The organism is Blastococcus sp. SYSU DS0541 (genome assembly GCF_054050875.1).
Genome location: NZ_JBJHAD010000023.1, coordinates 1 through 23,297, shown reverse-complemented (window position 1 = coordinate 23,297; position 23,297 = coordinate 1). Strand labels below are relative to the sequence as shown.

The following is a 23,297-nucleotide window of genomic DNA, read 5'->3' as shown; positions in this document are numbered from 1 at the left end:
GCCCGCCCCCCGTTCGGGGGATACCGGCGGCCCACCGACCGCGGCGCGTCGCCGTCGTCACGCGACTCGCCGTGCCGTGCCTCACATTCGCGCAGCCAGGCACCGCCACCGTGCGTTAACAGGCAAGATCCGTCCCACTCACCCGGCACCGCGAGGGACCCCGCCACTGGCGGGCAGGCGACGAGGCCTGCCCACCGAGGAATGGAGCGCCACGATGCAGATCGGAGTCCCGCGCGAGACGCGGCCACGTGAGACCCGGGTGTCCGCGACACCCGCGACGGTCACGCAGCTGGTCCAGCTGGGCTACGACGTCGTGGTGGAGTCCGGCGCCGGGTCGGCGGCCAGCTTCCCGGACGACGCCTACGCCGGGGCCGGTGCCCGGATCGGCACGGCGGCCGAGGCGTGGGGCGCCGAGATCGTGCTGCGGGTCAACGCCCCGGCCGAGTCGGAGATCGGCCGGCTGGCCGACGGCGCGACGCTGATCAGCCTCCTCAGCCCGGCGTTGAACCCCGACCTCGTCGAGGCGCTGGCCGCCCGTCCGATCACCGTGCTCGCCATGGACGCCGTCCCCCGGATCTCGCGGGCGCAGTCGATGGACGTGCTCTCCTCGATGGCCAACATCGCCGGCTACCGGGCGGTCATCGAGGCGGCGAACGTGTTCGGCCGCTTCTTCACCGGCCAGGTCACCGCTGCGGGCAAGGTGCCCCCGGCGAAGGTGCTGATCGCCGGGGCCGGCGTGGCGGGGCTCGCCGCGATCGGCACCGCGTCCAGCCTGGGCGCGATCGTGCGCGCCACCGACGTCCGCCCCGAGGTGGCCGAGCAGGTGCGCTCACTGGGCGGCGAGTACGTCGCCGTCCCCGCCGAGGAGCAGGAGGGCGGCCAGGGTCCCGGGAGCACAGACGGCTACGCCCGCGAGATGGGCGAGGACTTCAACCGCCGGGCGGCGCAGATGTACGCCGAGCAGGCCCGCGACGTGGACATCATCGTCACCACGGCGCTCATCCCCGGCCGGCCCGCCCCGCGGCTGATCACCGAGGAGATGGTGGCCTCGATGCGCTCGGGTTCGGTCATCGTCGACATGGCCGCCGCGCAGGGCGGCAACGTGGCGGGCTCCGTGCCCGACGAGGTCGTGGTGACCGCCAACGGCGTCACCATCATCGGCTACACCGACCTCCCCGCGCGGCTGCCCGCCCAGGCCTCCCAGCTCTACGGCACCAACCTGGTCAACCTGCTCAAGCTGCTCACCCCCGGCAAGGACGGCGAGCTCGTCCTCGACCTCGACGACGTCGTGCAGCGGGCGATCACGGTGGTCCGCCAGGGCGAGCTCACCTGGCCCCCACCGCCGGTGCAGGTGTCGGCGGCGCCCCCGCCACCGCCCGCTCCCCCCGCCGGCGCCACGGCGGGTACCCCCGCGGTGCCGCAGCGGACGCCCGCGCCCGCGCGCCGGTTCGCCCTGGTGGGCCTCGCCGCGGCGGCGCTCTTCCTGGTGGCCGCCTTCTCCCCCGACGAGCTCCTCGGGCACTTCACCGTCTTCGCGCTCGCCGTCGTCGTCGGCTTCTACGTCATCGGCCACGTGCACCACGCCCTGCACACCCCGCTGATGAGCGTCACCAACGCCATCTCCGGGATCATCGTGGTCGGCGCGCTCCTGCAGCTGGGCAGCGACGACGGCGTGGTCCGCGCGCTCGCGTTCGTCGCGACGCTCGTGGCCAGCATCAACGTCTTCGGCGGTTTCGCCGTCACCCGCCGCATGCTGGGCATGTTCTCCCGCGGCCCGAGCACGGAGAGCGTCGCCCGATGACCGCCACCACCGCCGCGGCCGCGGCCTACATCGTCGCCGCGCTGCTGTTCATCCTGAGCCTGGCCGGGCTGTCGCGGCACGAGACGGCCAAGGCGGGCAACGCCTACGGGATCGCCGGCATGGCGATCGCGCTGGCCGCCACCGTCGGCCTGGCCACCCGCGACATCTCGGCCGTGGGGCTGACCCTGCTCGTCGTCGCGGTCGTCATCGGTGCCGCGATCGGCCTCTGGCGGGCCCGCCAGGTCGAGATGACCGGCATGCCCGAGCTGATCGCGCTGCTGCACAGCTTCGTCGGCCTGGCCGCGGTGCTCGTGGGCTGGAACGGCTACCTCTCCGTCGAGGGCGCCGACGGCGGGTCGGTGCTCACCGGCGCCGAGGCCGGCATCCACTCCGGCGAGGTGGTGGTCGGCGTCTTCATCGGCGCGGTCACCTTCACCGGCTCGATCGTCGCCTTCCTCAAGCTCTCGGCCCGCATCAGGAGCAACCCCCTGGTGCTGCCGGGGCGCAACTGGCTCAACCTGGGCGCCCTGGCGCTGTTCGCCGTCCTCACCGTCGTGTTCGTGGCCGAGCCGAACCTGCTCGTGCTCTCGGTCGTCACCGTGCTCGCCCTCGCGCTGGGCTGGCACCTCGTGGCGTCGATCGGCGGCGGCGACATGCCCGTCGTCGTCTCGATGCTCAACAGCTACTCGGGGTGGGCGGCCGCGGCGTCGGGCTTCCTCCTCGGCAACGACCTGCTGATCATCACCGGGGCCCTGGTCGGCTCCTCGGGTGCCTACCTCTCGTACATCATGTGCAAGGCGATGAACCGCTCGTTCCTCTCGGTGATCGCCGGCGGCTTCGGCAACGAGGGGGCGGTCGCCGCCTCCGACGTGGACTACGGCGAGCACACCGAGATCTCCGCCGAGGAGACCGCCGAGCTGCTGCGGGACGCGAAGTCGGTGGTCATCACCCCCGGCTACGGCATGGCGGTCGCGCAGGCCCAGAGCGCCGTCGCGGAGCTCACGCGGAAGCTGCGCGCGCACGACGTCGACGTGCGCTTCGGCATCCACCCGGTCGCCGGGCGCCTGCCCGGGCACATGAACGTCCTCCTCGCCGAGGCGAAGGTGCCCTACGACATCGTCCTGGAGATGGACGAGATCAACGACGACCTCGCCGGCACCTCGGTGGTCCTGGTCATCGGCGCCAACGACACCGTCAACCCGTCCGCGGCGGAGGACCCGACCAGCCCGATCGCCGGCATGCCGGTGCTGCGGGTGTGGGAGGCCGAGCACGTCGTCGTCTTCAAGCGGTCGATGAACACCGGGTACGCCGGCGTGCAGAACCCGCTCTTCTTCCGCGAGAACAGCCGCATGCTGTTCGGCGACGCCCGGGAGCGGGTCGAGGACATCCTCAAGGCGCTCTGACCAGGCCTCCGTCGCCGCACGCCGTCCGGGGTCCGCCCCGACGGCTGGCTATATTGGACCGAGCCACACACGCGTCACACAGCCGGCGCGCGGCCGGGCCCCCGGGTCCGGCTCCGAGGGATCCTGGAACAACGCGGGAACCCCTCACTGACCGCCGGCGCACGTTCGTCCGGTGCATGACCCGACGGAGTGCGACCCGTGACACCCCCCGACGACGATGCCCTCGACGTCCAACCGGCGTTCGACGAGCTGGCCCGGCTCTCCTTCGCGGAGCACTCGCTGGAGTCCGTGCTGCGCACGGTGACCGAGCTGGCCACCCGCATCCTGCCGGGGCGGCCCGTGGCCTCGGTCACGATCCTCGACGACGGCCGGCCCAGCACGGTGGCCTCGAGCGGCGACCTCGCCCTGCGGCTGGACGAGCTGCAGTACCGCCTGGGTTCCGGACCGTGCCTGGAGGCCGCCACCACGGGACGGCCGACCGCGGTGCCCGACACACGCGCAGAGCCGCGGTGGCCGGAGTTCGCGACCGAGGCGGCCGCCCAGGGGTGCGAGAGCACCCTGTCCTACCCGCTGCCGGTGCAGGAGCGGGTCTCGGGGGCCATGAACGTCTACGCCCGGAACTTCTCGGTGGCCGACGACCGCACCCGCTCGCTGGTGTCCCGGCTGGCCACCTACGCCGTCGGCCCGGTGTCGAACATGTACCTGTACGAGACCGCGGTCGAGCGGGCCGAGCACCTGCAGGCCGCCCTGCAGCACCGCGCGGTGATCGACCAGGCCAAGGGCATCCTCATGGAGCGGCACAAGCTCACCGCCGACCAGGCGTTCCAGCTGCTGGCCCGGGTGTCGATGGAGAGCAACACCAAGGTCCGGGACGTCGCCGAGCAGTTCGTCATGACCGGGGAGCTCCGCCCGCGCTGACCACCGCCCGGCCCGACCCGCGCCGGGTTGCGCCGGGGACGCCGGTCACCGACGGTGTCGGGGTGGATCCCTTCCGCGGCCTCGGCATGCCCCGCATCCCCGGCTTCAGCGAGTTGCTGGCGCTGCTCCAGACCCAGACGGAGGCGCTCTCCCAGCTCCCCCGCACGCTGGCCGACCTCAACGGCACGGTCCGGGAGCTGACCGCCGCGACCACCTCCGCCCGGGAGACCATCGCCTCCGCCCAGCGGATGGCCGAGCGCCTGGAGAGCCTGGTCGAGGAGCTCGAGGAGCCGGTGCGCGCGCTGCGCCCCGGCATCGAGCGGGTCGGCCGGGTGCTGGACGACCCCGCCGTCGACACCGTCCCCGAGACGCTGCGCCGCATCCACGACGACCTGATGCCTCTCATCCACGGCCTCCGCCAGGCGCAGACCCGCGTGGGCTCGGTGACCGGTCTCCTGCGCCGCCGTCCCGCGGACGAGGACGACGGCTACTGAGCCAGGGTGTCCGCCGGCCCGGTCGGGGGCCCGGGCCCTCGGGCGCCCGGATCCTCGGCGTCGGTGCGCTGGTCCGGCTCTCGCCCTCATGCCGGGCGGTTGTTGGGGATAACGGTCGACGTGGCACGCCACCGCGCCGTGCCTGGCTCGAGCGGGACGCCGCCGGTCAGGTCACCGGACGGCCGGGGATCACTGCTCGGCGGGCGGCTCCCGGCGCACGATGTCGCCGACCGCCTCCTCCAGCCGGGCCCAGGTGGAGCTCCACTCCACCAGCGGGTCGAGGATCCGCTCGAAGACGGCGAGCTGCTGGTCGAAGGCGTCCAGCTGGGCGCGCATGGCCGCGATCGAGCTGCGCTGCGCCGTCACCATCTCCTTCACCGCCCGGAGCTGGGCGGCCGACATCGCCCCGGGCGGGGTCGGCAGGGCCGGGAGCGGGAGGCGGGACGTCGCGCTGCCGGCGAGGTTCCGGGCACGGTCGCTGAAGAACCGCAGTTGGCTCACGAACTCGTCGATGGACCGGCCGATCATCCCGCCCTGCGGGGTCGTCCGGTCGTCGTCGGCCTCGGTCATCGCTCCCCCTCGATCGGCTCCGGACCGACCTTAGGCAGGGCCGGCGCCGCGGGGCGAGGGCTTCGAGGACGCAGGTAGGGCTTCCTGTGCCTCAGCGGGACGGGCCCGTCCCGGGTCCCCCCGCGAGCCGGCGAGCGGTGGGGAGGACGCGGGGTCCGCTCAGTACCAGCCGACGGACTGCGAGTGCGCCCACGCGCCGCACGGGGAGCCGTAGCGGTTGGTGATGTAGATCAGGCCGGCGTCGATCTGGCGGTAGCCGTCGGAGGTCTTGGCGATGCCGGTGCCGGCCCAGGTGGAGTCGAGGAACTGCGCGATGCCGTAGGCGGTGCTGCGCGGGTTCTGCGCGTTGGGGTTCCAGCCGCTCTCCTTGCCCCAGAGGCTCTCGAGGCAGGAGAACTCGCTGCCGGAGCCCACCTTGCCCATCGCGTAGTCCTTGAAGGAGCCGCCGGCCGGGGCCGGAGCGGCGACCGGCGCGGGGGCGCTGCGGGCGGGAGCCGGGGCGGCCGGGGCAGCCGGGGCAGAGGTGCGGGGGGCCTCCTGGCGAGCGGCCTCGGCTCGGGCGGCCTCCTCCTCGGCGGCCTTGCGGGCAGCTGCTTCCTCGGCGGCCTTGCGCGCGGCCTCCTCCTCCGCGGCCTTGCGCGCGGCCTCCTCGGCGGCGCGGCGGTCCAGCTCGGCCTGCTCGGCGGCGGCCCGGGCCTCGGCGGCGGCGGTCTGCTCGGCGGCGCGCTCGCTGCGGCTGGCGGCCAGCGGCGCGAGGCTCGCGACGGCGGACTCGACGGGGTCGACGGCCGGGGCGTCGGCGGTGATCCCGAGCTGGTCGGCCACGCTGACCGACGCGAGCTGCGGCTCGGCCTGCGCGGCCGGCTCCGTGGCGACGACGCCGTTGACGAGCAGCCCGCCCGCCGCGGCGACCGCCAGCAGCAGCGCGGGACGGCGCATCCGGGCGGCGCGGCCCCCGGTCGCGGGGCGGTGGGCGCGGGTGATCGAGGTGGCGCGAAGCTTCATGAGGTGGAACTGCTCCAGGGGCAGGGCGCGGCGGGCCGCACGGGCGGCACCACGGCTGGGGTGGTCGAGTGGCAGCGGGGATCGGGCGGGTGCCCGGGCGGCTCAGCGCGGGGAAGGCACGCGCGAGGCTCCGTACCGGCTGCGGTTCCGTGCAAGGTGGGCCCGCAGGCTCGCCATGCGGCGGCTCTCCGTTTCTTCCGTGTGCCGCCTACCGGGTCAGCTGACGGGGGGAGCAGCGCTGCTGCCCGCGACGGGACGTGTCCGGCGCAGGGGGGTCAGTGCTGCGGTGGTCCCCGGCTCGCCCCGGAAGGCGACTCGGCGGCGCCCGGCGGACCTCCCCCGGTGGGGAGTGGACGACCGGCCGGGCGGAGCCACGGTAACCACCGTTATGCGTCCGTGACAATCCCCCGGCGGTCATCGCTCGGTGAGGCGGGCCTCAGGGCAGCCGCCACACGGTCGTCCGGCGCACCGGCGGCGGCCCCGTCGGGGAGGGCTCGGTGTCGGGGACGTCGTAGGTCGCCAGCGCCTCCAGCCTGTCCTCGGGCAGGTACACGCGGCCGGGATCGCCGACGAGCACCTCGGCGCCGCGCGCCCGGGCAGCCGTCAGGAAGGGCAGCACCCGGTCGGTCATCTCCCGGTCGTAGCAGACGTCGCCGGCCAGGACGACGCCGACGTCCGGCGGGTCCGCACCGAGCACGTCACCGACCGGCGTGATGCCGGCCGCCCCGTTCCGCCCGGCGTTGACGGTGACGGCGGTCAGCGCGTACGGGTCGACGTCGCTGGCGAGCACCGCGCTCGCCCCGGCCAGGACGGCGGCGACGGCGACCAGGCCGCTGCCGGCGCCCAGGTCGAGGACCGCGCGCCCGGCCACGAGCTCCGGGTGGTCGAGGACGTACCGCGCCAGCGCCTGCCCGCCCGGCCAGGCCGCGGCCCAGAACGGCGGGTCGGTGGAGGTGCGCCCGTGCTCGCTCTCCATCGCCTCCCAGAGGGCGACGACGTCGGCGGCGACCAGCAGCTCGACCTCGGGCACCAGGTCCGGGCGCACCGGCCGGGTGTGGGCCCGGAGGAACTCCGCGGGGATGGGACGGTCCACCCGGGCAGTCAACCGCACCGGACCGCCGGCCCCGCAGCGCCCCGGCTCAGAGCCGGGCCGACCAGGAGGAGAGCCCGCCCGCGGGGCGGAAGCCGAGCTGCTCGTTGACCGCCACCATCGGTGCGTTGCTCTCGGCGTTGTAGGTGCTGATCCGCCGCACCTCGGGGTAGCCGGCGGCCAGCTCGCGCAGCACGGCGGCCTTCATGCGGGCACCGAGCCGGCGGCCGCGGTGCTCCCGCAGCACCAGCGTGCCGCCCTGGTGGGCGAGAACCGGCTGGGCGAGCGGGATCTGCAGGTCGGTGAAGCCGACCAGTCGGCCGCCGGTCACCGCACCCGCGCTGAGCACCGTCCGGCCCCGGGCGACGTGGGTCTGCTCGTACTCGCGGATCCGGTCGCCGTCCCACTCCTCCTCCCCCACCGGCAGCTCGCCGTGCGGGGCGTCGGTGGTCATGCGCCGCTCCAGCAGCGCGCGGTCCGCCAGCAGCGCGTCCGGGGTCCGGTCCCGCCAGGTGACGACGTCGTAGCCGGCACTCGCTCCGGCGGCCCCGGCCTCCAGCGCCCGCAGGCGGTCCTCGTCGACCGGCAGCGCCAGCTCACGGCGGGTCTCCACCAGGTCGCACGTCCAGCCGTGCCGCTCGGCGAAAGCCCGGCCCGGTGCCCCGGGGGCCGGTTCGTCCACCTCGCTCACCAGCAGGGTGCGGCCGTGGGCGGCGGCGACCGCCCGGGCCTCGGCCAGCAGCGCGCTCCCGAGGCCACGACGCCGGGAGGCCGGGTGCACGGCGACGTCGACCATCGCCAGCGACGGGTTGTCCTTGAGGGGGAGGATCACCCGCAGCGCCCCGGCGACGGCGCCGTCCACCAGGGCCGCCCGGTGGGTGCCGTCCCGGGAGCCCCCGGCCGCCACGAGCTCCCGGCCCAGCGCGACGTGCTCCTGCGCCGGCCGGGGCGGGTCGTGCGGCCGGGCGTCCCGACCCGTGGCGGCCCACACCTCGCACCAGGACGGGAAGAGGTCGTCGTCGGGTCCGAGCTCGACGATGCGCCAGGAGGGGTCGCTCACGCCTCCCGTTCTACCGGGGGCGGCAACCGCTTTTCCGGCCTCAGCGCTCCCGCTTCGCCGGCGCGGACCGCCGGGCGATGATCCGCCAGTAGGTGCCCGGGAGCAGGCGCACGAGCACGTCGGGCACCTTCGCGGTCCAGCCGATCAGGAGCCGGGGACGGCGGCGCTCGACCGCCGCGACGATCTGCGCGGCGGCCACCTCCGGCGGGATGCGCAGCAGCTTGCTGAACTGCCTGCGGCCCTCCTCGTACTCCTCCACGGAGACGCCGGCGCCGGTGCGGGCGCTCTCGGCGATGCGGGTGCGGATGCCGCCGGGGTGCACCACGGTGACCCCGACGCCGTCCTCCGCCAGCTCGTGGCGGAGCGCCTCGCTGAAGCCCCGGACGGCGAACTTGCTGGTGGCGTAGGCGACCTGGCCGGCGGGGGCGAAGATGCCGAAGACGCTGGACAGGTTCACCACGTGCGCGCCGGGGTGCGCCTTCAGGACCGGCAGCAGCGCGTGGGTGAGGCGGACGACGGCGCGCAGGTTGATCGACAGCAGCCACTCGACGTCCCCGAGGCTGACCTGGTCGAAGCGCCCACCCAGGGCCACGCCGGCGTTGTTGACCAGCAGGGTCGTCTCCGGGTGCTCGGCCACCAGCGTGGCGGCCACCCGGGCGGTGGCCTCGTCGTCGGCCAGGTCGACGACGTAGGTCACGACGCGCAGCGCCGGGTGGTCGGCGGTGATCCGCGCGGCCACCGCCGCCAGCCGGTCGGCGTCGCGGTCCAGCAGCACCAGGTGGCTGCCCCGGCCGGCGAGCTCCCCGGCCAGCGCCTCGCCGATGCCGCTCGCCGCGCCGGTGACGACCGCCGTCCCGCCCAGGAAGGCGTAGGGCCGCATCAGGCCACGACCCGGTCGGCGGCGGGCACGCGCGGCTGGAAGGTCATGCCCTCGTCCTCGAGCGGGCCCCGGCGCATCACGGCGACGTCGCGCAGGTAGTTCTGGTGCAGCCGCCAGGGCGCCCGGCGCCCCTGCTGGGGCAGGCCGGCGATGCTGCGCTGCACGTAGCCGGCGGTGAGGTCGAGGAAGGGCGCGCCACCGCCCTCCGGTGGGGCGACCGGCGTCGCCGACGCGTAGCCGTGCGCGTCCAGGTGGTCCAGCAGGCGGCAGACGTAGCGGTTGACCAGGTCGGCCTTGAGCGTCCACGAGGCGTTCGTGTAGCCGATGACCATGGCGAAGTTCGGCACGCCGGAGAGCATCATGCCCTTGTAGGAGACCCGCTCCGGCAGCTCGACGGGCTCCCCGTCGACCGCGATCCGCATCCCGCCCACCGGCAGCAGGTTGAGCCCGGTCGCGGTGACGACGACGTCGGCCGCCAGCCGCTCCCCCGAGGCCAGCTCGAGCCCGTCCTCGGTGAAGGTGGCGATCCGGTCGGTGACGATCGACGCCGAGCCCCGGCGCAGGGCGCGGAACAGGTCGCCGTCGGGCACCAGGCACAGCCGCTGGTCCCACGGGTCGTAGGGCGGGTTGAAGTGCGTGTCGACGTCGATGCCCGGCAGCTGCTTCTGCGTCATGCGCCGCAGCAGCGAGCGGACCAGCGCCGGGCGCCTGCGGCTGAGCTGGTAGAGCGCGGTGCTGGTGAGGACGTTCTTCCACCGCACCAGCGAGTAGGCCGCCTTCTCCGGCAGCCGGGCCCGCAGCTTCTCCGCCAGGGGGTCGCGGCCGGGGAGCGACATCACGTAGCTCGGCGTGCGCTGCAGCATGGTCACGTGCGCGGCCTGCTCGGCGAGGTTCGGCACCAGCGTGACCGCGGTGGCGCCGCTGCCGATGACGACGACCCGCTTGCCGGTCACGTCGAGGTCCTCGGGCCAGTGCTGAGGGTGGACCAGCCGCCCCCGGAAGCGCTCCTCCCCGGGGAACTCGGGGCGGAAGCCCTCGTCGTAGCGGTAGTAGCCGGAGCAGACCTGCAGCCACGAGCAGGTGAGGGTGACCGCCTCGCCGGTGTCGGTGCGCTCGGCGGTGACCGTCCAGCGGGCGTCGGCGCTGGACCACTCCGCCCGCACGACGCGGTGGTGGTATCGGATCTTCTGCGTCACGCCGTGCTCGCGCGCGGTCGCCTCGATGTAGCGGCGGATCGCCGGGCCGTCGGCGATCGACTCGGCCTCCCGCCACGGCCGGAAGGAGTAGCCGAGCGTGAACATGTCCGAGTCCGACCGGATGCCCGGGTACCGGAAGAGGTCCCAGGTGCCGCCCAGCGCCGCCCGCGACTCCAGAAGCGCGTAGCGGGTACCCGGCCGCTCGCGCTCCAGGTGGCAGGCGGCGCCGATGCCGGAGAGGCCGGCTCCGACGATCAGCACGTCCAGGTGCTCGATGGTCATGCACTCTCCGGTGGCTCCGCCGGGTGGACCGGCCGCGGGCTGACCCCGGCACGCTATCGACGCCCTGTCGAGTGCGTCAACACGGTGTCGACGACAGCGCCGCCCTCGCTATCCTCTCCCCGTGCCGAGTGCCGCGGGCGAACCGCAGACCGCCGGTCGCGGTCGGCGACCGGCCCGGCCCTCCGGCGACGACCGGGAGCTCGCGATCCTCGTCACCGCCGAGCGGCTGCTGGCCGAGCGGCCGCTGGCGGCCATCTCGGTCGACGACCTGGCCCGCGGCGCCGGGATCTCCCGGCCGACGTTCTACTTCTACTTCTCCTCCAAGGACGCCGTCCTGCTCGCCCTGCTCGACCGGGTGGTGGCCGAGGCCGAGACGGCGATGCGCCAGGTCTTCGACACCCCGGCGACCGGTGCGCGGGACGGCTGGGCGCGGGCCATCGGCGCCTACTACGACACCTTCGGCGCGCACCGGGCGCTCACGGTCGCCTGGGCCCAGGCCCGGTCCACCAACGAGGAGGTGCGGGCGCTGTGGTCGGCGGTCGTCGAGCGCTGGGTGCAGCGGTCGGCGGCGGCCGTCGACGCCGAGCGGGCGCGGGGCGCGGCGCCGCCCGGGCTCGCCGCGCGCGACCTCGCGATCGCCCTCACGTCGATGAACGAGCGGGTGCTGTACGGGACCTTCAGCGGGGACGGCCCCGCCGTCGCCGAGGAGGACGTCGTCGAGGTCCTGCTGGGCATCTGGCTCGCGGCCGTCTACGGCACGGCCACGCCGGGCTGAGCCGGGACGTCGTCAGACGGCGAGGGTCGCGACCGTGCTGCCGGTCAGGCTGCCGAACCACAGCCTGCCGCCGGCCTCGCGCACGCCGGTGAGCATCTCGAAGCCGGGGATCTCGCCGCTGAAGCGGTGCACCGCCGTCCCCTCGGCGTCGACCGCGAGGACGCCCAGGGTCCGGCCGGGGCTGGGCTGCAGGGCCGGCGGCAGGAGGCTCACCAGGGCGCGCAGCGGCGCGGGCAGCCGGTGGAGCGCGGCCAGCGCCGCGACCCGGGGGCTGGGCAGGGTGATCCACACCAGCCCGTCCGAGCCGAGCGCGATGTTGTCCGGGTGGCCGGGCAGGTCGTCGACGAAGACCTCGCTCGCGCCGGCCCGCGCGCCGGTCAGCCATACCCGGCGGACCCGCGCCGCCCCGGTCTCCGCGACCGCCACCCAGGACCCGTCCGCGGCCAGGGCCACGCCGTTGGCGAACTCCAGGCCGCCGAGCAGCTCGGTGACCGTGCCGTCGGGGTCACGGCGGAACAGCCGCCCGCTGGCGGTCCGCCGCACCAGGTCCGCCCGCCACCGCGGGATCAGGTAGTGCTGCGAGGAGTCGGTGAAGTAGATCGTCCCGTCGGCGCCGACGGCGGCGTTGTTGACCGCCCGCAGCCGGCGCCCCGCCACCTCGTCGACCAGCGTCCGCACGTCGCCGTCGGCGAGCGAGACGGCGAGCAGCCCGGCGTCGGAGGCGCACACCAGGAGCACCCCGCTCCCGAGGAGCTCGAGGCCCAGCGGCCGGCCGGGCACCCGGGCGACCGTCTCGACCGGCCCGCCCGGGGCGGCGACGCGCACGATCCGGCCGTCGGCCAGGCCGGTGAGCACCCGGCCGGCGCCGTCGACGAGGACGTCCTCGGGCCCCTCGCCGACCGGCACCACCGTGGCCCCCGCGAAGTCGCGCACGCCGTCTCCTCCAGCTCGCCGCCCGCGGTCGCTCCGCGGGCCGGCGGCAGTCTGCCCGACCGAGCCGCCGACCTCCGGGCTCACTCCCCGACGACGGCCCCGACCGCGTCCGCGGTGAAGTCGCGTCCCTGGGCGCCGGTGCGCACCACGGTGACCGGGCAGGCGGCGTGGTGGACCAGCTGGTCGCTCACCGAGCCGAGCAGCAGGCCCTTGAAGCCGCCGCGGCCGCGTGCGCCGACGACCAGCAGGCTGGCCCCTTCCGCGGCGGCCAGCAGGCCGGGCACCGGGGCGCGGTGGACGACGTGGGTGGTGACCCGGCAGGCGGGGTCGAGCCCGGCCGCCGCCACGTGCGCGGTGAGCTCGTCGCGCACCGCCTGCTCCCAGTCGGGGAGCGGGGGCACGTAGCCCGGCTCCCAGGTCGAGGGCTGCGGTGCGGTCGTCATCGACCAGGCGCGCACCACGTGCAGTTCGACATCGGCGCGCCGGGCGAGCCGCCCCGCCCACTTCAGCGCCTCCTGCGCGCACTTGGAGCCGTCGTGCCCGACCACGACGCCGCCCTCGATCCGAACGACCTCACGGACCTCGTCCACCGCTGACCTCCTCGTTGCCCTGTGCCGGCGCGATCACCGGCCCGGGTCAGCCTCTCACCACCCGCGACCGCGCAGGCCACCGGCGGCGCGCGCCGCGCCGTCAGCCGGTGACGGGCTCGGCCCGGCCGCCCAGCAGCGCCAGCTCCTCGGCCGGGGGGACCCCGACCGCCTGCAGCGCGGCCCCGATCCGGTCGGTCAGGCAGCGCAGCGACTCCCGGGCCTGGTCGCGCTGGCGCCACAGATCCTCGATCTCCGTGCGGAGCGCGGCAAGGTGGGCACCCGCGGCGTCGTCGGCGGCGGCCCGGTCGCGCCGCGCCTGCTCCTCGGCGCGCTCGAGCTCGGCGGCCGCCTCGGCCGCGAGCCGGTCCCGCTCGGCGGCGGCCTCGGCGGCCAGCCGGTCCCGCTCCGCCGCGGCGGCCCGCAGCATCTCCTCGGCCTCGGCGCGCGCCTGCTCCAGGGCGGCGACCCCCTCCGCCCGGTCCCGCTGGGCGTTGACCCGCAGCTGGTCGGCGACCTCGATCGCCAGCTCCTTGATCTCGTGCGCCTTGCGCAGCCGGGCGTCCGCCTCCAGGCGCGCGTCGGCGCGCAGCTGGGCGGCCTCGGCCTCGGCGGCGTCCAGCACCTGCGCAGCCTGGTCCTCGGCCAGCCGCAGCACCTCGCCCACGCGGGCGCTGACCGCGGGGCGCTCGCGGCCGACCGGCTGCTCGGCGAGGAGCCGACGGGAGATCTCCAGCTCCGTCCCGCAGGCGACGACGCGGTCGAGCAGGTGCTCGCGCTCGCGCTGGGCGGCGGCGAGCTCGTTCTCGGCCCAGGCGACGTAGTTGTCGACCTGGACGCGGTCGTAGCCGCGCACCGAGCCCCGGAACGCGGGCCCGTGGTCCAGCAGCGCCTCCAGGGCTCCGGCGGGCCGCGGCGACGGGGCGGCGGGCCCGTCCGGCGGCACCCCCTCGTCCTGGACACGGTTGGCGACGAATTCGACACGCCGGAGCATCCGGATGGCCCCCCTGGGAAGTAGGTGGAGCGGAATCTGCCAGAGCCGCCGGGAGCGCGCGGTCGACCGTGACGGCTCCGTGACCCGTGTCGCGGCCGGTCCGGGGGTGCCACGGCGGGGCGTGCCGGAACGGTCACGGATCGTTCCGACCCCACCCCGCAGGGCGACCGGGCATAGCCCGGGGGTCCCGCGCGTTGGGCCAGGCAGAGATGATTGCACTCTCAACCAGTTTGGAGCTCGAGATGCAGTTCGGCGTCTTCACCGTCAGCGACATCACCACCGACCCCACGACCGGCCGCACGCCCAGCGAGGCCGAGCGGCTGAAGGCGGTGCTGACCATCGCGCAGAAGGCCGAGGAGGTCGGCCTGGACGTCTTCGCCCTGGGTGAGCACCACAACCCGCCGTTCTTCTCCTCCTCCCCCACCACCACGCTGGCCTGGATCGCGGCGCGGACCTCGACGCTCCAGCTGTCGACGGCCACGACGCTGATCACCACCAACGACCCGGTGAAGATCGCCGAGGACTACGCGATGCTCCAGCACCTCGCCGAGGGCCGGGTCGACCTGATGATGGGCCGCGGCAACACCGGCCCGGTGTACCCGTGGTTCGGACAGGACATCCGCAACGGCATCGAGCTGGCGGTCGAGAACTACGCGCTGCTGCGCCGGCTCTGGACCGAGGACGTCGTCGACTGGTCCGGCCGGTTCCGCACGCCGCTGCAGGGCTTCACCTCGACCCCCCGCCCGCTGGACGGCGTCCCGCCGTTCGTCTGGCACGGCTCCATCCGCTCCCCGCAGATCGCCGAGCAGGCCGCCTACTACGGGGACGGCTTCTTCCACAACCACATCTTCTGGCCCAAGGAGCACACCCAGCGGATGGTGGAGTTCTACCGCCGTCGCTACGAGCACTACGGCCACGGCGCCGCCGACCAGGCGATCGTCGGGCTCGGCGGGCAGGTGTTCATGCGGAAGAACAGCCAGGACGCCGTCCGCGAGTTCCGCCCGTACTTCGACAACGCGCCGGTCTACGGCCACGGTCCCTCGCTGGAGGACTTCAGCCGCGAGACGCCGCTGACCGTCGGCTCGCCGCAGCAGGTGATCGAGCGGACGCTCGGCTTCCGCGACTACGTCGGCGACTACCAGCGGCAGCTGTTCCTCATCGACCACGCCGGGCTGCCGCTGAGGACCGTCCTCGAGCAGCTGGACATCCTCGGCGAGGAGGTCGTGCCGGTGCTGCGGCGCGAGTTCGCCGCGCTGAAGCCCGCCCACGTGCCCGATGCCCCCACCCACGCGGCCCGCGTCGCCGCGGCCGGCGGTGCGGCGGACGCGACGGTGCACGCCCCGGCCGACGACGTGACCGGGCAGGTCCGGGACGAGGTGGAGGTCCGATGATGCGCCTGACGGCACGGCGCAGCCCTTCCGCTCCTGCACCGGAGGTGGGTCGATGAGCACCCGCACCCTCGCGGTGGTCAGCGCCGGGCTGTCGACGCCCTCGTCCACCCGGCTGCTGGCCGACCGCCTGACCACGGCGGCGGTGGACGCGCTGCGGGAGCGGGGCGTCGCCGCCACCGTCGAGGTGGTCGAGCTGCGGCAGCACGCCCGCGACCTCGCCGACAACCTGACGACCGGCTTCGCCAACGAGGCGCTGCGCGCGGCCGTGGACACCGTCGTCGGCGCGGACGGCCTGATCGCGGTGACGCCGATCTTCTCCGCGTCCTACAGCGGCCTGTTCAAGACGTTCGTCGACGTCCTCGAGAAGGACGCGCTGACCGGCAAGCCCGTGCTGATCGGCGCCACGGCCGGCACCGCCCGGCACTCGCTCGCGCTGGAGCACGCCGTGCGGCCGCTCTTCGCCTACCTGCGGGCGACCGTCGTCCCCACCGCCGTCTTCGCCGCCCCCGAGGACTGGGCCGGTGGCGACACCGGCACCCCGGCCCTGACCGGCCGGGTGCGCCGGGCGGCCGGGGAGCTCGCCGACCTGGTGGCCGGCCGGCCCCCGGCCGCCCCGGCCGACCCCTTCGCCGACCCGACGACCTCCTTCGAGGACCTGCTCCGGGGCAGCTGAGGCCGGGGCGTCCGAGGGTGCTCCCGGGCGTCGGCGGGGTCAGTCCTCCTCTTCCTCGCCGCCCTCCTCGCCGCCCTCCTCGCCGACCTCCTGCTCGATGACGCCGCCCTCCTCGCCGCCTTCCTCCCCGCCGCAGGCGGTCATGGTGAAGGAGGCGGCCGCGATGGCCACCCCGGCGGCAGCCGAGCGCCAGCGACGGGCGGGCAGGGACGTGCGGTTCATGGGGTTCTCCTCCAGGCAGGCCGACCACGGGGTCGGGCACGGGCGTACCTGCGCTCCTGTGCCCCGGTCCGCCGAGAGGCACGCCGACCCGTGCCGATGTCATGGACCCGTCACGCGTCCCCGTGGACGCGGGCGGCGCCCGGCTCAGCCGACGGCGTCGGGCGACGGCGGTGCGCTGCCACCCTCGGGTTCGCCGATCATGAGCGCCGTGATGGCGGCCCGGTCCGCGGGCGAGGGCAGGCCCCACTCGGGCTCGTACCCGTACACCTCGCGCAGCGGCCGCGACGCCGTGCGCCCGGTGAGCACCTCGACCGAGTCGGTGTCGATCAGCCCCGGGTGGGCGACCCCGCACGCCTCGGCGACCCGGAGCAGGTCGCGGCGCAGGGTGCCGATGTAGTTGGCCGCGCGCACCGACTTCAGCTGCGGGTCCAGGCCGTGGGTCAGCCAGGCGTTCTGCGTCGCCACCCCGGTCGGGCAGGTGTCGGTGTGGCACTTCTGCGCCTGGATGCAGCCGATGGCCAGCATCGCCTCGCGGCCGACGTTGATCATGTCGCAGCCGAGCGCGAAGGCCACCACGGCGTTGTCCGGCAGGCCGAGCTTGCCGGCGCCCATGAACACCACGTCCTCGGCCAGCCCCGCCCGGGCGAACACCGCCTGCACCCGGGAGAACCCGAGCTGGAAGGGCAGCGAGACGGAGTCGGTGAAGATCAGCGGCGCGGCCCCGGTGCCGCCCTCGCCGCCGTCGACGGTCACGAAGTCCACTCCCCGGCCGGTGCCGGCCATGAGCCCGGCGAGCTCTTCCCAGAAGGTCATGTCGCCGACCGCGGACTTGATGCCCACCGGCAGGCCGGTCTCGGCGGCGAGCAGCTCGACCCAGTCGAGCAGGCTGTCGGCGTCGGAGAACTCGGCGTGCCGCGAGGGGCTGATGCAGTCGACGCCCTCGGGCACCCCGCGCGCGGCGGCGATCTCGGCCGACACCTTGGCCGCCGGCAGCACCCCGCCCAGGCCGGGCTTCGCGCCCTGGCTGAGCTTGATCTCCAGCGCCCGCACCGGGGCGCCGGCGACCAGGTCCTTGAGCCGGTCGAGGTCGAAGCGGCCGTGCTCGTCGCGGCAGCCGAAGTAGGCGGTGCCGATCTGGAAGACCAGGTCCCCGCCGTGCCGGTGGTGGCCGGAGATGCCGCCCTCCCCCGTGTTGTGCAGGCAGCCGGCCAGCGCGGCCCCGCGGTTCAGCGCCTCCACGGCCTGGCCCGAGAGCGAGCCGAAGCTCATCGCGCTGATGTTCACCACCGACGGCGGCCGGAAGGCGGCGGCCCGCCCGCGGGCCGCCCCGAGCACCTTGGCGCAGGGCAGGTCGACGAACTGCCCGGCGTGCACGTCGGTCGCCGGGACCGCCGGCCCGAAGGTGCGGTGCTTGATCACCGGGTACCCGGCGGTGAACTCCAGGTCGTTGTCGGTGCCGAAGCCGAAGTAGTTGTTGTCGCGCTTGCTGGAGGCGTACACCCAGCGCCGCTGGTCGCGGGTGAACGGGCGTTCCTCGTTGTTCCCGGCGACCAGGTACTGGCGCAGCTCGGGCCCGATCGACTCCAGCAGGTAGCGGGCGTGGCCCACGACCGGGAAGTTGCGCAGCAGCGTGTGCTCCCGCTGCAGCAGGTCACGGACGGCGACGGCGGCGAGCGCACCGAGCCCGGCGGCCGCGGCACGTGGGAGGAGCGGCATGCCCCACTATGGCGCGTCCGGGAGCCCGGTGCAGTCGCGGCGCCCGCCGTCGTCAGAGGAAGAGGCTGAGCACGAGCGCCAGGACGAACCCGATCGTGCCCAGCAGCGTCTCCATCACCGTCCAGGTCTTCAGCGTCGTCTTCTCGTCCATCCCGAAGAACCGGCTGACCAGCCAGAAGCCCGAGTCGTTGACGTGCGAGAGGACGGTCGCCCCGCCGGCGATCGCGATGACGATCAGCGCGAGGTCGACCGAGCTCAGCCCGTCGGTGGCCGCGACGACGGGCGCGATGAGACCGGCCGCGGTGGTGAGGGCGACGGTGGCCGAGCCCTGCGCCACCCGGATCAGGGCCGAGATGACGAACGCCGCCACGATGACGGGGAGGCCGATGTCGCCCAGGACGTCGGCGAGCGCGGCACCGATGCCGCTGGCGCGCAGCACGCCGCCGAACATGCCGCCGGCACCGGTGATCAGGATGATCGCGCAGACCGGGCCGAGTGCGCTGTTCAGCACCGACTCCACCTCGGCCCCGCTGTCGCCCCGCCGTCGCCCGAGCACCCACATGGCCACCAGGACGGTGATCAGCAGCGCGATGGGCGTCGCCCCCAGCAGCTGACCCCAGCGGACGAGCGCCGAGTCCTCGTCGACGACGCCCTCGGCGGCGAGCGTGCTCAGCCCGGTGTTGAGGAAGATCAGCACCATCGGGAGGAGCAGCAGCGTGATGACCGTGGCGAACCGCGGGGGCGCGGGACGCGTCGCCGTCTCCGTGCCGGTGCGGCCCGACGCGATCCCCGGCGAGCTGCCCTCGACCGACGGGTCCGGCGCGTTGTCGGCGGTCTTCGCCTCGTCGGCCAGGATGTTCGGGACGGGCAGCTCGAACTTCCTGCCGGCCCAGAGCCCGAACAGGTAGCCACCCAGGAACCAGGTCGGGACGCCGATGAGCAGGCCGAAGACCAGCACCAGCCCGATGTCCGCGCCGATCAGCCCGGCCGCCGCGACCGGCCCCGGGTGCGGCGGCACGAAGGCGTGCATGACCGCGAACGCGCCCGCCACCGGCAGCCCGTACGTCAGCAGCGAGCCGCCCAGCCGGCGGGCCACGGTGAAGACGATCGGCAGGAACACGACGAGCCCGGCGTCGAAGAAGATCGGGAAGCCGAACAGCAGCGCGGCGATGCCCAGGGCCAGCGGCGCGCGCTGCTCGCCGAATCGGGAGATGAGGCTGTCGGCGAGCACCTGGGCGCCGCCGCTGTGCTCGAAGAGCCGGCCCAGCATCGCCCCGATGCCCACCAGCAGCGCGACGCTGGCCAGCGTGGAGCCGAAGCCCGTGGTCATGACCTCCACCACGTCGGCGAGCGGGACCCGCGCGGCGAGGGCCACCGCCAGGCTGACCAGGATCAGCGCCAGGAAGGCGTGCAGCTTCACCTTCATGATCAGGAAGAGGAGGACCGCGACCGCGGCCGCGGCGATCAGCAGCAGGGGCCCGGCGCTCAGCGCGGGTTCGACCTCGGGCATGGCTCCTCCACGGGTTCAGGTGGGTCGGCTCGGTGCGTCATCCAGGGCGTCGAGGGTGGTGAGGACGTCGGCCAGGGCCGTGGTGGACCGGTCGACGAGGGGGCGGAGCTGCCGGTAGACGGCGACGGCCTCCGGGGCGGGGAGCACCGGCTCGTGGACGGCGACGAGCGCGGTGGCCGCGGTGAGGTCGGGCAGCGCGCCGAGGGCGTGCCAGCCGAGCAGGCAGGCGCCGAGACCGGTGCCCTCCGGGGAGTCGGCGACCCGCACCGGCAGGTCCAGTGCGGAGGCGAGCGTCCGGATCCACAGCGGAGAGGCGACCGCGCCGCCGGTGGCGCGCACCTCGCGCACCGGCACGTCGGTCGCGGCGAACGCGTCGCGCACCAGGGCCAGCTGCTGGCACACCCCCTCGACCGCGGCGCGGACCAGGTGCGGGCGGCGGTGCTCGCGCCGCAGCCCCAGGTAGGCCCCCCGCATCCCCGACCGCCACCAGGGCGCCCGCTCGCCCAGGAAGTAGGGCAGGCAGAGCAGGCCCGAGCTCCCGACCGGCACGGCGGCCGCCTCCTCGAGCAGCCGGGCGTCGAGGTCGTCGGCGGCCTCCCCCTCGGGGCCCGGCTCGCCCCCGGGGCCGGCGGCCAGCGCCTGGGCGGCCCAGCGCACCACCGACCCGCCGTTGTTGATGGCGCCGCCGACGACCCAGGCGTCGTCGGTGAGGGCGTAGCAGAACAGCCGCCGCCCCGGGTCGACCGTCGGCCGGGGGACGACGACGCGCATCGCACCGCTGGTGCCCAGCGAGACGGCGGCGACGTCGGAGCGCACGGCGCCCACGCCGAGGTTGGCCAGCACGCCGTCGGAGGCGCCGACCACCACGGGGAGCCCCGGCGGCAGGCCGGTGGCCGCCGCGACCTCCGGCCTCAGGCCGGGGAGCACCGCCGTCGTCGGCAGGACCTCGCCCAGCTGGCCGGGGCGCACGCCGGCGATGCTCATCGCCTCCTCGTCCCAGCGCCCGGCGCGGAGGTCGTACAGGCCGGTGGCCGACGCGCAGGACCGGTCGACCACGTGCGGGCCACCGCAGAGGGCGGCCACCACCAGCTCCTTGACCCCGCCCCAGCGCGGCACACCGGCCACGCGGGCGGAGTTCTCCGCCCGCTCCCACGACAGCTTGACCAGCGGGGACATCGCGTGCACCGGAGTGCCGGTGCGGGCGTGGAGGTCGGGCGCGCGGCCGTCGGCGACCAGCGCCTGCGCCCACTGCGCGGCGCGGTCGTCGGCCCAGGTCACCACCGGGCCGAGCGGGGTGCCCCCGTCGTCCATGGGGACCAGGCCGTGCATCGCCGCGCTCAGCGAGACGGCGACGACCGCATCACCCCGCTCGCGGGCGAGGGCGGCGACCTCCCCCAGCGCCTCGACGGCGGCCGCGGCGAGCCGCCCGGCGTCCAGCTCGGCGCGGCCGGGGGCGGGGACGAGCAGCGGGTAGGCCACGCTGGCGACGTCGCGGACGCGGCCGTCGGTGCCCGCGGTGACCGCCTTCGTCGCCGTGGTGCCCGAGTCCAGCCCGACCACGACGTCCACGGGTCCACCCCCCTGACCGGCTCGTCCGCTCCCGGCATCGTGCCCGTGCGCGGCCGGGGCGGCAACAGCCCGTTCCGGATCAGCCGCCCGACGGGCCTCCGCGCAGCCGGTGGCGGACCGCGACGTGCAGCGGCTGGAGCACGACGCCGTCGCGGGCCAGCCGTGCGCGCAGCTGCCGGCGGTGCCGGATGACGCCGGCCAGGCCGATCGCCCAGAACAGGTACTGCACCGCGAAGGCGGCCCGGAAGGAGTCGAGGTCGTACGCGGTGGAGGCGCCCGGGGTGAGCAGGTCCAGCACCGCCCCGACGGCCAGGATGGTGAGCAGCGAGGCCACGAAGCCCCCGACGTTGACCACGCCGCTGGCGCTCCCCTGCCGCTCCGCCGGGTTCTCCGTCCGGGCGTAGTCGAAACCGATCATCGAGCCGGGGCCGTTGGTGCCCAGGACCACCACCAGCAGGACCAGCACCGCCAGCGGCGCGCGGCCGGGCCACAGCAGCACGAGCGTCCAGGTGCTCGCCGTCGCCGCGAGGATCGCGAACACCAGGACCGAGCGGCGCAGCGGCCACCGGGCGCACAGCCGGCCCAGCGCCGGCCCCACGCCCATGCCGACCAGCACCAGCAGCGTCAGCAGGGCCGCCGCCGTGCCCGGCGACAGCCCCTGGCCGACGACCAGGAAGGGGTAGCCCCACAGCAGCGCGAACACCGTGCCCGAGAACTGGGTGACCAGGTGGGTGTAGAGCCCGATCCGCGTGCCCGGCTCGCGCCACGTGTCGGCCAGCCCCTGGCGCAGCTGGGCCAGGTCCGGCGCCGCCGGGCGCGGCGTCCCCTCCGGCGCGTCCCGCAGCGCGACGAGCACGAGCAGGGCGACGAGCACACCGGTCGCCGCGGCCCCCAGGAAGGTCGCCGTCCAGGAGGTCTCGTGGAGCAGGGTGACGAGCGGGTAGGCGGCCACGATGGAGCCGACCTGGCCCAGGATCCCGGTCAGCTGGGTGATCAGCGGCGCCGCCGGGCCCGGGAACCAGAAGGCCACCACCCGGAGCACGCTGATGAAGGTCATCGCATCGCCCGCGCCGACCAGCACGCGGGCGGCGATGGCGGTGGGGACGTCCCCGGCCAGTGACAGCACCAACTGGCCGGCCGCCATCGTGACGGCGCCGGCGAGGATCATCCGCCGGGACCCGAAGCGGTCCAGCGCCACGCCCACCGGAACCTGCAGCCCGGCGTAGACCGCCAGCTGCAGCACCAGGAAGAGCGAGACGGCGGACGCGCCGGCGGAGAACCGTTCCTGCGCCTCGACGGCGGCGACGCCCAGCGACGAGCGGTGGAAGACGGCGACCGCGTAGGCCAGCAGTCCCACGGCCCACATCGCGTAGGCGCGGCCCGACGGGCGGGCCCGGTCCACGGAGGTCACCTGAGGAGGACACCACGACCGACCGGACGCTTCCCCGTCGGGCGGTGAGTTCCCTCACCCGCACGCCGACCGCCGGAGGAGGGTCCGGCGGCACAGCCGCCCCGAGCGCCGGGTCCGGCGGCGCCGGTCCGTCGCGCCCCGGGCGTGATCGACAACGCTGCCCCGGACGACTACTCCCGGCCCGGACAGGGCAGGAGCAGCCCGGCGCCGGCCGGGCTGCTCCGCGCCCGGCCGGCCGTAGCCGTCCGTCCCCGAGACGAGAGGAGCGCCGTCCATGGCGTCCGTCATCCACTACACGATCGCGACCGAGGCCGAGAAGAGCCCGGACTTCCGCCGGGTCCTCTGGACCGGCACGAACACCCAGCTGGTGATCATGACCATCCCGCCGGGCGGTGAGATCGGCGAGGAGACGCACGAGGACATCGACCAGATCCTCACCTTCGTCAGCGGCATCGGGAAGGCCGTGATCTCCGGCAAGGAGAAGAACGTGGCGCAGGGCGACCTGGTCGTCGTCCCCGCCGGGACGAAGCACAACTTCCTGAACACCGGCGAGAACCCGCTGGTCCTCTACACGGTCTACGGCCCGCCCGAGCACGCCGACGGCGCGGTCCACAAGACCAAGGAGGAGGCCGACGAGGCCGAGGAGTCGGGCCGGGACGAGCCCCCGACCTCCTGATCCGGCGCACGACCACCGGCCGGGGGGGGGGGGGGGGGGGGGGGGGGGGGGGGGGGGGGGGGGGGGGGGGGGGGGGGGGGGGGGGGGGGGGGGGGGGGGGGGGGGGGGGGGGGGGGGGGGGGGGGGGGGGGGGGGGGGGGG

At 75.2% G+C, this 23,297-nt stretch carries 22 protein-coding genes; 8 read left to right on the top strand and 14 right to left on the bottom strand.

What is annotated here, in order from left to right; translation table 11 throughout:
* Positions 1–214: 214 nt before the first annotated feature.
* The 4 genes from ACI794_RS19170 (at position 215) to ACI794_RS19155 (ending at position 4,616) form a co-directional block, all read left to right on the top strand.
* On the top strand, positions 215–1,801 hold the full coding sequence (locus tag ACI794_RS19170) for a Re/Si-specific NAD(P)(+) transhydrogenase subunit alpha (RefSeq protein WP_456617115.1): 1,587 nt from the start codon (positions 215–217) through the stop codon (positions 1,799–1,801).
* Positions 1,798–3,204, top strand: a complete 1,407-nt coding sequence (gene pntB, locus ACI794_RS19165) for a Re/Si-specific NAD(P)(+) transhydrogenase subunit beta (protein WP_456603869.1) — start codon at positions 1,798–1,800, stop codon at positions 3,202–3,204. The genes ACI794_RS19170 and pntB overlap by 4 nt, the downstream gene beginning before the upstream one ends.
* Before the next feature lie 198 nt (positions 3,205–3,402).
* The gene (locus tag ACI794_RS19160; protein ID WP_456603868.1) at positions 3,403–4,122 is read left to right on the top strand and encodes a GAF and ANTAR domain-containing protein; all 720 of its coding nucleotides are present in this window, start codon (positions 3,403–3,405) and stop codon (positions 4,120–4,122) included.
* A gap of 62 nt (positions 4,123–4,184) precedes the next feature.
* Positions 4,185–4,616, top strand: a complete 432-nt coding sequence (locus ACI794_RS19155) for a hypothetical protein (protein WP_456581178.1) — start codon at positions 4,185–4,187, stop codon at positions 4,614–4,616.
* 189 nt (positions 4,617–4,805) lie between these two features.
* Here the strand turns inward: ACI794_RS19155 and ACI794_RS19150 are convergent, their stop codons facing one another.
* The 6 genes from ACI794_RS19150 to ACI794_RS19125 form a co-directional block, all read right to left on the bottom strand.
* Positions 4,806–5,186, bottom strand: coding sequence for a hypothetical protein (locus ACI794_RS19150; RefSeq protein WP_456617114.1), 381 nt, complete (start codon positions 5,184–5,186; stop codon positions 4,806–4,808).
* Between the two features lie 159 nt (positions 5,187–5,345).
* The gene (locus ACI794_RS19145; protein WP_456581176.1) at positions 5,346–6,191 is read right to left on the bottom strand and encodes an aggregation-promoting factor C-terminal-like domain-containing protein; all 846 of its coding nucleotides are present in this window, start codon (positions 6,189–6,191) and stop codon (positions 5,346–5,348) included.
* A gap of 436 nt (positions 6,192–6,627) precedes the next feature.
* On the bottom strand, positions 6,628–7,284 hold the full coding sequence (locus ACI794_RS19140; protein ID WP_456581175.1) for a class I SAM-dependent methyltransferase: 657 nt from the start codon (positions 7,282–7,284) through the stop codon (positions 6,628–6,630).
* A gap of 46 nt (positions 7,285–7,330) precedes the next feature.
* Positions 7,331–8,341, bottom strand: coding sequence for a GNAT family N-acetyltransferase (locus ACI794_RS19135; RefSeq protein WP_456603865.1), 1,011 nt, complete (start codon positions 8,339–8,341; stop codon positions 7,331–7,333).
* A gap of 40 nt (positions 8,342–8,381) precedes the next feature.
* Positions 8,382–9,221: an SDR family NAD(P)-dependent oxidoreductase gene (locus tag ACI794_RS19130; RefSeq protein WP_456603864.1), complete on the bottom strand. Its 840-nt coding sequence runs from the start codon at positions 9,219–9,221 to the stop codon at positions 8,382–8,384.
* Entirely contained in the window at positions 9,221–10,699 is a 1,479-nt protein-coding gene (locus tag ACI794_RS19125; protein WP_456603863.1) for a flavin-containing monooxygenase, read from the bottom strand. Before ACI794_RS19125 ends, ACI794_RS19130 begins: the two co-directional genes overlap by 1 nt.
* Before the next feature lie 121 nt (positions 10,700–10,820).
* On the opposite strand from ACI794_RS19125, the gene ACI794_RS19120 reads away from it, so the two are divergent.
* Positions 10,821–11,474, top strand: a complete 654-nt coding sequence (locus ACI794_RS19120; RefSeq protein WP_456617113.1) for a TetR/AcrR family transcriptional regulator — start codon at positions 10,821–10,823, stop codon at positions 11,472–11,474.
* Between the two features lie 12 nt (positions 11,475–11,486).
* On the opposite strand, the gene ACI794_RS19115 is transcribed toward ACI794_RS19120, so the two are convergent.
* The 3 genes from ACI794_RS19115 to ACI794_RS19105 form a co-directional block, all read right to left on the bottom strand.
* A complete protein-coding gene (locus ACI794_RS19115) occupies positions 11,487–12,407 on the bottom strand; it encodes an SMP-30/gluconolactonase/LRE family protein (protein WP_456617112.1) in 921 nt (306 codons plus the stop codon).
* Between the two features lie 80 nt (positions 12,408–12,487).
* Positions 12,488–12,997 (bottom strand): universal stress protein, encoded by a 510-nt coding sequence (locus ACI794_RS19110; protein WP_456603860.1) that lies wholly within the window; start codon positions 12,995–12,997, stop codon positions 12,488–12,490.
* 100 nt (positions 12,998–13,097) lie between these two features.
* Positions 13,098–13,988, bottom strand: coding sequence for a DivIVA domain-containing protein (locus ACI794_RS19105; RefSeq protein WP_456617111.1), 891 nt, complete (start codon positions 13,986–13,988; stop codon positions 13,098–13,100).
* Between the two features lie 209 nt (positions 13,989–14,197).
* On the opposite strand from ACI794_RS19105, the gene ACI794_RS19100 reads away from it, so the two are divergent.
* Both ACI794_RS19100 and ACI794_RS19095 read left to right on the top strand, forming a co-directional pair.
* On the top strand, positions 14,198–15,379 hold the full coding sequence (locus ACI794_RS19100) for an LLM class flavin-dependent oxidoreductase (protein WP_456581167.1): 1,182 nt from the start codon (positions 14,198–14,200) through the stop codon (positions 15,377–15,379).
* Between the two features lie 52 nt (positions 15,380–15,431).
* Entirely contained in the window at positions 15,432–16,052 is a 621-nt protein-coding gene (locus ACI794_RS19095; RefSeq protein ID WP_456617110.1) for an FMN reductase, read from the top strand.
* Between the two features lie 39 nt (positions 16,053–16,091).
* On the opposite strand, the gene ACI794_RS19090 is transcribed toward ACI794_RS19095, so the two are convergent.
* The 5 genes from ACI794_RS19090 to ACI794_RS19070 all read right to left on the bottom strand — a co-directional run bounded on the left by ACI794_RS19090 (position 16,092) and on the right by ACI794_RS19070 (position 22,480).
* Positions 16,092–16,274 carry a hypothetical protein gene (locus ACI794_RS19090; protein WP_456603857.1) on the bottom strand — a complete coding sequence of 61 codons (183 nt, stop codon included), beginning with the start codon at positions 16,272–16,274 and terminating at the stop codon, positions 16,092–16,094.
* Between the two features lie 144 nt (positions 16,275–16,418).
* Positions 16,419–17,990: an FMN-binding glutamate synthase family protein gene (locus ACI794_RS19085; protein ID WP_456617109.1), complete on the bottom strand. Its 1,572-nt coding sequence runs from the start codon at positions 17,988–17,990 to the stop codon at positions 16,419–16,421.
* Between the two features lie 52 nt (positions 17,991–18,042).
* Positions 18,043–19,500, bottom strand: a complete 1,458-nt coding sequence (locus tag ACI794_RS19080) for a GntP family permease (protein WP_456617108.1) — start codon at positions 19,498–19,500, stop codon at positions 18,043–18,045.
* A 15-nt stretch (positions 19,501–19,515) separates the two neighbouring features.
* Positions 19,516–21,069 carry a gluconokinase gene (locus ACI794_RS19075; protein ID WP_456617107.1) on the bottom strand — a complete coding sequence of 518 codons (1,554 nt, stop codon included), beginning with the start codon at positions 21,067–21,069 and terminating at the stop codon, positions 19,516–19,518.
* A gap of 79 nt (positions 21,070–21,148) precedes the next feature.
* Complete coding sequence (locus ACI794_RS19070) at positions 21,149–22,480, bottom strand: MFS transporter (protein WP_456603853.1); 1,332 nt, start codon at positions 22,478–22,480, stop codon at positions 21,149–21,151.
* 274 nt (positions 22,481–22,754) lie between these two features.
* Here ACI794_RS19070 and ACI794_RS19065 point away from each other — a divergent pair, with 274 nt between their 5' ends.
* A complete protein-coding gene (locus ACI794_RS19065; RefSeq protein WP_456603852.1) occupies positions 22,755–23,156 on the top strand; it encodes a cupin domain-containing protein in 402 nt (133 codons plus the stop codon).
* Positions 23,157–23,297 lie beyond the last annotated feature (141 nt).